The sequence below is a fragment of the Demequina activiva genome (assembly GCF_016862815.1).
Classification (GTDB): Bacteria; Actinomycetota; Actinomycetes; order Actinomycetales; family Demequinaceae; genus Demequina; species Demequina activiva.
On sequence record NZ_BONR01000002.1, the window covers coordinates 541,204 to 548,974 of the forward strand.

Sequence of the window (7,771 nt, forward strand, 5' to 3'; positions counted from 1 at the left end):
AGAGGGTATCGTGAGCGTCACCTTCTCGAATGCCAACGGAGACACCATGGGAACGCCGGCTACTGACTATCCCTCCAGCATCATCGCGCTCGTCAGCGCAGCCTGGACCACGCATGCCGACAAGGTCGTGATGCGGTATCCCGACGCGAACGACGAGTGGGTCGACGTCACCGGAGCCCAGGCACAGGCCCGCGTCAACGCCGTGGCGAAGGGTCTGATCGCGAACGGCGTCAACGCTGGTGACCGCGTGGGCATCCTGTCGCGCACGCGCTACGAGTGGACGGTCCTCGACTTCGCGATCATGTCCGCCGGCGCGGTTCCCGTACCGGTGTACGACACCTCCTCGGAGGCGCAGATCGACTGGATCACGTCTGACGCGGACGTCCGCCTCCTGATTGCGGAGACTGCGGAGCATGCCTCACGGGCCCGCTCGGCTGCCGCGGACTCCGAGAGTCCTCTCGAGACGGTGCTGGTGATCGACGATGGCGCGGTCGACGACCTCGCCGCCAAGGGCGCCGACGTGGGCGACGACGTCCTCGAGCACCGCATCTCGACGCTGAGCCATGACTCCCTCGCGACCATCATGTACACGTCCGGCACCACCGGGCGGCCCAAGGGCGTGCGCCTCACGCACTTCTCCTACGTGCGGCACATCGCGGGCATCCAGGAGTCGATGGGCCCCGTGCTGTTCCAGGAGGGCGCCTCCACCGTGCTGTTCCTGACGTTGGCGCATTCGCTCGCCCGCCTCGTCGAGATCGCGCTGGTTGCCTCCGGCATGGTGATCGGCTTCTGCCCTGACCCGAGCAAGCTGGTTCCTGCGATGCAGTCGATGCACCCCACGCTGGTGCTGGCAGTGCCCCGCGTCTTCGAGAAGGTCTACAACTCCGCCGAGCAGAAGGCAGAGGCAGGCGGCAAGGTCAAGATCTTCCGCTGGGCCGCCAAGCAGGCCATCGACTTCTCGAAGGCACTCGACACCGACCGTGGTCCTGGGATCGCGCTCAAGGCGCGCCACGCGATCGCCGACCGCCTGGTGCTGTCGAAGATCCGCGAGGTGCTGGGCGGTCGCGCCGAGTGGGCGATCTCGGGGTCCGCCCCGCTGGGCGATCGACTCGGCCACTTCTACCGGGGGCTGGGACTCACGGTCCTGGAGGGATACGGTCTCACCGAGACCAATGCCGCCTCGCATGTCAATCGCCCCGAGCTGGCGAAGATCGGCACCGTGGGTCCGCCGCTCCCCGGCATCGAGGTGTCGATCGCGGAGGACGGCGAGGTGCTCATGCGCGGCGAGCAGCTGTTCGAGAGCTACCACCACAACCCCGAGGCGACGGCGGAGGCGATCAAGGACGGTTGGTTCCACTCCGGCGACATCGGCTCGCAGGACGAGGACGGCTACCTCACCATCACGGGTCGCAAGAAGGAGCTGATCGTCACCGCCGGGGGCAAGAACGTCGCGCCCGCCGAGCTCGAGGACAAGATCCGCTCCTACGCCCTGGTCAGCCAGTGCGTGGTCGTGGGTGACGCCCAGCCGTTCATCGCCGCGCTCATCACCCTGGATCCCGAGGCGCTGCCTGGCTGGCTCAAGAGCAAGGGCTTCGAGCCCATGAGCGTCGCGGAGGCCGGCAAGGACGAACGCATCCTCGCCCGCGTGCAGAAGGCGATCGATCGCGCGAATGCCACGGTGTCGCGTGCCGAGTCGATTCGCACCTTCCGCATCCTTGCGGACGATCTCACCATCGACAACGGCATGCTCACACCGTCGCTCAAGGTCAAGCGTGCACGCGTGCTCGAGCAGTACGCGGACGTGATCGACGGCATCTACACCGCCAAGCACTCGCACGGCTGAGCGGAGGGCAGCGGCCCGAGCCGCCTGCGCGACCCCGTCAGCCGGCGCGTGCGCCGCGCACGAGGCGCAACGGCGGCACGAGGCCGCCCTGCACGAGCGCATCGACGGCCGCGGCCTGGTCCGCGTCCATCGGCACATCGCGCACCGTCGCCACGGGCGCCGGTACCCGCACGGGAATGGTCAGGAACGACACGACGCAGTCACCGCACGCCTTGCCGCGAACCTCGCATGAATCGCAATCGATGATCATGGGCAGGACGCTACGCAGGGGGTCTGACATCGCCTCGAGAGCCGCTTCCGTCCCCGCGTGTCACACCCGCGGCGTACCGTCGTGCTCATGACCACTGCTGTGCAGGCGAGCCTCACGGACATCGGCGAGCCGCTGTCCTCCACCACCTTCGTGGTGGTGGACCTCGAGACTACGGGAGCCTCCCCACGCGACTGCGCGATCACCGAGATCGGCGCAGTGAAGACCCGTGGCGGCGAGGTCGTCGGCGAGTTCCAGACGCTCGTCGATCCCGGCATGGCGATCCCTCCCATGATCGTCGCCCTCACCGGCATCACCCAGGCGATGGTGACGACCGCGCCGAGGATCGGCGCCGTCCTCCCCGCCTTCCTCGAGTTCCTGGGCGACGCGGTTCTGGTGGCGCACAACGCTCGCTTCGATGTCGGCTTCCTCAAGGCGGCATGCCAGGCCGAAGGGTACGCATGGCCACGGGTCGAGGTGGTCGACACGGTGCTGATCGCGCGACGCGCCGTCACCAAGGAGGAGGCCCCCAACCGCAAGCTCTCGACCCTCGCGCGAGTCTTCGGCACGCGCGTCACCCCCAACCATCGTGCGCTCGAGGACGCCCGTGCGACGTCCGAGGTCCTCCACGGCATGCTGGAGCGGCTCGCGGCCTTCGGCATCACGCACCGCGAGGATCTGGACGCGCTGCGCAACCCCGTTCCGGGGACGCTGAGACGCAAGGCCACCATGGCAGACCGCGTGCCCGCCAAGCCGGGCGTCTACGTGTTCCGCGGCCCCCGCGGCGAGGCGCTGTACGTCGGCACCTCGCGCAACCTGCGTTCGCGCGTCAAGTCGTACTTCACCCGCGGCGAGACCCGGCGGGGCATCCGGGAGATGCTCGAGCTCGCGGTGAGCGTCGACACCACGGTGTGCGCGAGCGAGCTCGAGGCGAATGTGCTCGAGGTTCGGCTCATCGCTCAGCTCCGGCCCCGCTACAACCGACGTTCGACGCGGCCCGAGAAGACCGCGTGGGTCAAGCTCACGGATGAGCGCTACCCACGACTGGCAGTCTCCCGCAGCGCCGAGGGCTCGGCGGCGTGGCTGGGCCCACTGCGCTCGGCGGGTGCGGCCCGTGAGGCGATCGAGACCCTGCAGGACGCGCTCGGAGTCCGCACGTGCACCACTCGACTGCCCATCACGCCACGCACCAACGCTCGCGCATGCATCCTCAAGGAGACGGGCGGGTGCTCGGCTCCGTGTGTCCGCGGTGCCGAGTCCGAGTACGAGGCCACGGCAAGCGCCACGCAAGCGGTGCTGGACGGTGACCTCTCCCCCGTGGTCGCGACCCTGAGCGCGGCGGTCGCTGAGCACGCTGAGCGGCTGAACTACGAGAAGGCGAGAGAGGTGCGTGACGGGCTGAGCTCACTGATCGACGCCGCGGCTCGACAGACACGCCTCAGGTCTCTGCAGGCATGCACGATCGTCGCGGTGAGGCCACTCGAGGACGGGTGGGAGCTCGCGGCGTGCGCACGGGGCAGGCTGTCAGGCAGCGCGCGGGTCTCGTCCGGGGTATGGGCTGCGGCCGACCGCCTGCGAGCGCAGGCAGCATCCCTCGAGTGGGACGAGACCGTGCTGGTCGAGGAGCAGGAACTGGTGCTTCGCTGGCTGGAGCGACCTGGGACGAGGCTGCTGTACGTCGACGGGCAGTGGTCCTCCCCCGTGCACGGCGCCGCCCAGCACGCACGGTGGGTGGACGCGCGACGCTCGGATCGCGACGACGCCACTAGCGCAGGGAGACGGTGACCCTCGGGCGGTTGCGTCGCGCCGCCCGAGGGTCGGGTCCCGTCAGGCCCCCTTGACCTGTTCCCGCCGCTGCCGCAGCGCCAGAGCGCTGCCTGCCAGCATCAGCAGCATCGCGAGCAGAGCCGGTGCGAGGAAGCCGTCGGCTCCCGTCGCAGCGAGCGAGCCGTCCGCCGCCAGGATCTCGATGGTCGCCCAGCCGAGCACGTTCCCCTGAGCGTCGTAGATCGCCAGGGTGTGCGTACGCAGCTCCGTGTCCATGGGGATGGTCACGCGGATGCCTCCGTTGGCGGACACCACGTCGGTGCCGATCAGCGTGGGCTCCGAGTACAGCACCGCCTGGGTCTGGGTGCCGGCGAGCTGGCGCCCGACGTTCACATCGATGGTCTCGCCCCGTCGTGCGGAGCCGGGGACCACGATGTTGCCGTTCGGCAGCTCCAGCACCCCGTCCTCGCTGAGGAACGGAGGACCACCGTTGCCGTTGCCGGGTCCGCCGCCGGGGTTGCCCCCACCATTGTTCCCGCCACCATTGTTCCCGCCACCATTGTTCCCGCCGCCGTTGTTGCCGCCACCGGGGTTGCCCCCGCCGTCGCCAGGATCGGTGACGTCCGCTGCCACCAGCTGGGCCACGCCCCAGCGGGCGGTGGACTGGTAGCCAGCACCCGTCGGGTCCGCCCAGTTGCGGATCGTGTCGCGCGCCCCAGCGGTCGCATCGTTGACCTGGACGTCCAGGCCGTGGAAGGTGCCCTCGCCACCGTACTCGAGCAGCGAGATCGCCACCTCGACCGCCCAGCCGCCGTCGATCAGCGACGTGGCGGACTCGACGCGGTTGGCCTGGAAGCCCTCGTCGCCGGTGCCGAACGACACCACGTTCTCCGCATTGATGCGAATCTGCGTGTCGTCGTACCGGTATGCGCCGTTCTTGAAGTTGCCTCCGTCGACGTAGATCTCCACGGAGTCCTGGGTCCACGGGTCGGAGCCCGTGACGTCCACGACGTCGTCGGCGATCTCGGCATACAGGTACAGCGTGTTGTCCTTCCACAGCGAGTGGAACGTGCCGATCGCGCCGCCGGAGCCGGTCACCTCCTTGTCCGTGGTGATGACGTCAGCGTCATCCCACAGCGACTCCTTGGTGCCGTCGATCGCGGGTGCGTCTGCGGTCTCGGGGATCTCGGTGTACGAGAGCTCCTCGACCAGCGTGAGCGTGCCGGTCACGCCGGGCGTGTTCCAGCCGTAGGTGTCGCCACCGTCGACCACCCGGGCGTCGAACTCGACGGTGTCGCCCTCGGCTGCGCCGGACAGCGGCAGGTGGACCACGGCGTCGTAGCCCGAGGCGGTCTCCGAGACCGTGCCGGTCACGTCGCCGGAGCCGTCCCTGCCGAAGGTGTAGTCCGTGGCACCGACCGTGAACTCGAGGCCGTCAGCGGACTCCTCCGTCGCGTCCTCCACGGTGACGTGGACCGTCATGTGGTCGGGGGCCCAGCGGAACTGGAAGTCGCCGTGGCCCTCGATGTCGAGCAGAGGAAGGCGGTCCCAGACCTCGGAATCCGTCGCGTCGGCGTCGATCTCGACGGACCCGGCGAACACGTTGGCTGTCCTCAGGCGCGGTGGCAACGGCTCGCTGCCGCCCTCGCCGTTCACGATGCCGTAGTAGGCGGGCTTGGCCTGGAAGGCATCGTCGAACACGAGCGGTCCGCCGTTGTCATCCCGCCATGAGCGAGAGTCGATCAGACCCCACACGGTGGCGCTGTAGATGTCGTCCGCGTAGGTGCGGAAGATCTCGAAGGCGTCCCGGTAGTAGTAGCCCTGGTCGATGAACTTCGCCTCCGACTCCGGCACGCCGGTGGTCACGTCGAACTCCGTCACCGCCTGAATCAGGCCCAGAGCCTTCGCATCCACGATCGCCTGCTCGAGGTTCTCGACCGGAAGCGACAGGTTGAGGTGGAACTGGTGGCCGATGCCGTCGATCGGGGCGCCCCGGTTGATGAGGCGCTCGATCAGTCCGAGGTAGCGGCCGCGCTTGCCGGCCTGCTCGGTGTTGTAGTCGTTGATGAACAGCGTGACCGGGCGGTCCACGCCGTCCGCGGCGTAGGTCCCGTTGAACGCAGCCTCGGCGAACTCGAACGCATCGTCCACGAACGTCTCCCCGAGGATGCGGTACCACTCGGATCGGCGCATACCGTCCGAGTACGCCGCCGAGTCATCGATGACCTCGTTCACCACGTCCCATGCGACGAGCGGGTTGTCGCCCCCGTACTCGCCCCACTGGCTCAGGTACTCGGCCACATTGTTGATGTGCGTCTCCATCCTCGACCGCAGGATCGCCTGGTCCTCGGGCGAGTTGGTCAGAGGCGCTCCGGACTCGTCCTGGAAGAAGAACGCCGGCGTCTGGCTGTGCCACACGAGCACGTGTCCGTACATGCGCAGGTCGTTCTCGACAGCGAAGTCCATCAACGAGTCGATCTCCCCTGCGTTCGGCGCGAAGTTGCCGTCGCCGTCGTACCAGGCCTCGGGCTTCATGAAGTTCTCTGCCGAGATCTGGTTGAAGTGCCGGAGCAGGAGGTCCGCCGGCGCGCCCACCGTCTCACGAGAGTCGATCGCGACGCCCATCGGGAACGGGACCGTGTCCTTGATCGGAGTCAGCTCCTGGATCACCGGAGGCTCCGGGACCACCGCGGAGATGTCATCCACATAGAACGTGGAGGTGTTCCCCTTCGCACCGCCGTCGTAGGCAGTCTCGAAGTAGATCCAGGCCTGGTTGCCCTCGGCCACCGCCGGCATGGTGAAGGAGCCGGTGATGGTCACCCACTCGCTGTTCGACATGCCGGAGAACTGACCCAGCGTGTTGAACGTCGACGGGCCGTTCTGCAGCGACATCCAGATGTCGCCGGGCTCCTCGCCGTCCGCGAAGCGGAACGACGCGGTCACCTCGTACTGGGTGCCGGCGTCCAGTGCGTCCGTCACCTCGTAGCGGATGCCGTCGCCCTGGGAGTTGCGGTCCTGCACCACGGCCGAGTGCGTGGGGCTGAAGGACTGGGCCTCGGTGAGCTCGACGCTGGGCGTGCCGGGCAGCGGCGCGCCTTCGTCCTCCTCGCTCCAGCCGCTGTCACGCAGCTCCCATCCGTCCAGACCACCGTTCTCGAAGTCGGTGCTGAACGCGACGGTGCCTGCCGCAGAGGGCGTGCCCTCCGGGAACGTGAACGTCCATCCGTTGGCGAGCCGGTCGGCGACGACGGTCTTCACCGCCGCGACCGAGCCGCTCCGATCGCCGCCGCCATCGTGCACGAGGACGATCTCGCCGGAGTTGGCGGGCACGAGGATCTCCTCGAGGCGCTGCGTCAGAAGGGCCTCGTCCTGGGTCTCCCAGTCGTTGATGAGGTTGCCCAGGCCGAGCGGCTGCATGCCGAGCTCGGCCGCGACCGCACCGCTGTTGCCCCAGGCGCCGTTGGGTGCGCGGTAGAACGGCACCTTCAGGTTCGGGTCGCCCACGGCGTCGCGGATGATCTGGAGGTTCTCGATCAGGTCGTCCGCGATCTCCTGGTCAGTCCAGGAGTCGACGGAGTCCCAACCAGTCGTGTGGTTGCACAGCTGGTGTCCCTCATCCACGATGCGGTTGAGGGTGGCGATCTGTGCAGCGCTCTGAATGTTGTCGCCGATCACGCAGAACGTGGCCTTGACGTCGTTGGCGAGCAGGAAGTCCAGCAGCTCGTTCGTGTCGGGCGGATTCGGGCCATCGTCGAAGGTGAGGGCGGCGTAGTTGACGCCCTCGGCATCGGGTGCCTGAGCCGACGCCACCTGCGAGGCCGTGGGGGCTGCGGCCCCACCGGGCACGAACCCGTCGGGGATCACGATGCCATCGTCGCCCCCACCATCGCCGCACTCGGTCTCGGTGGTGATGG

At 68.3% G+C, this 7,771-nt stretch carries 4 protein-coding genes; 2 read left to right on the forward strand and 2 right to left on the reverse strand.

The window, feature by feature from the left end; translation table 11 throughout:
- Positions 1–10 precede the first annotated feature (10 nt).
- On the forward strand, positions 11–1,843 hold the full coding sequence (locus Dac01nite_RS07345; RefSeq protein ID WP_239066566.1) for an AMP-dependent synthetase/ligase: 1,833 nt from the start codon (positions 11–13) through the stop codon (positions 1,841–1,843).
- A gap of 37 nt (positions 1,844–1,880) precedes the next feature.
- On the opposite strand, the gene Dac01nite_RS07350 is transcribed toward Dac01nite_RS07345, so the two are convergent.
- The gene (locus Dac01nite_RS07350; RefSeq protein WP_203655148.1) at positions 1,881–2,093 is read right to left on the reverse strand and encodes a hypothetical protein; all 213 of its coding nucleotides are present in this window, start codon (positions 2,091–2,093) and stop codon (positions 1,881–1,883) included.
- Positions 2,094–2,180: 87 nt separating this feature from the next.
- Between Dac01nite_RS07350 and Dac01nite_RS07355 the strand changes: the two genes are divergently transcribed.
- Positions 2,181–3,875: a DEDD exonuclease domain-containing protein gene (locus tag Dac01nite_RS07355; RefSeq protein WP_203655150.1), complete on the forward strand. Its 1,695-nt coding sequence runs from the start codon at positions 2,181–2,183 to the stop codon at positions 3,873–3,875.
- A gap of 42 nt (positions 3,876–3,917) precedes the next feature.
- Here the strand turns inward: Dac01nite_RS07355 and Dac01nite_RS07360 are convergent, their stop codons facing one another.
- Positions 3,918–7,721, reverse strand: a complete 3,804-nt coding sequence (locus tag Dac01nite_RS07360; RefSeq protein ID WP_203655152.1) for an endo-1,4-beta-xylanase — start codon at positions 7,719–7,721, stop codon at positions 3,918–3,920.
- Between the last annotated feature and the right edge of the window lie 50 nt (positions 7,722–7,771).

What these genes read in the sequence shown, in the direction of transcription:
- Dac01nite_RS07350 (WP_203655148.1), bottom strand. Translation starts at nt 2,093, where the DNA reads ATGATCATCGATTGCGATTCATGCGAGGTTCGCGGCAAGGCGTGCGGT.
- Dac01nite_RS07355 (WP_203655150.1), top strand. Translation starts at nt 2,181, where the DNA reads ATGACCACTGCTGTGCAGGCGAGCCTCACGGACATCGGCGAGCCGCTG.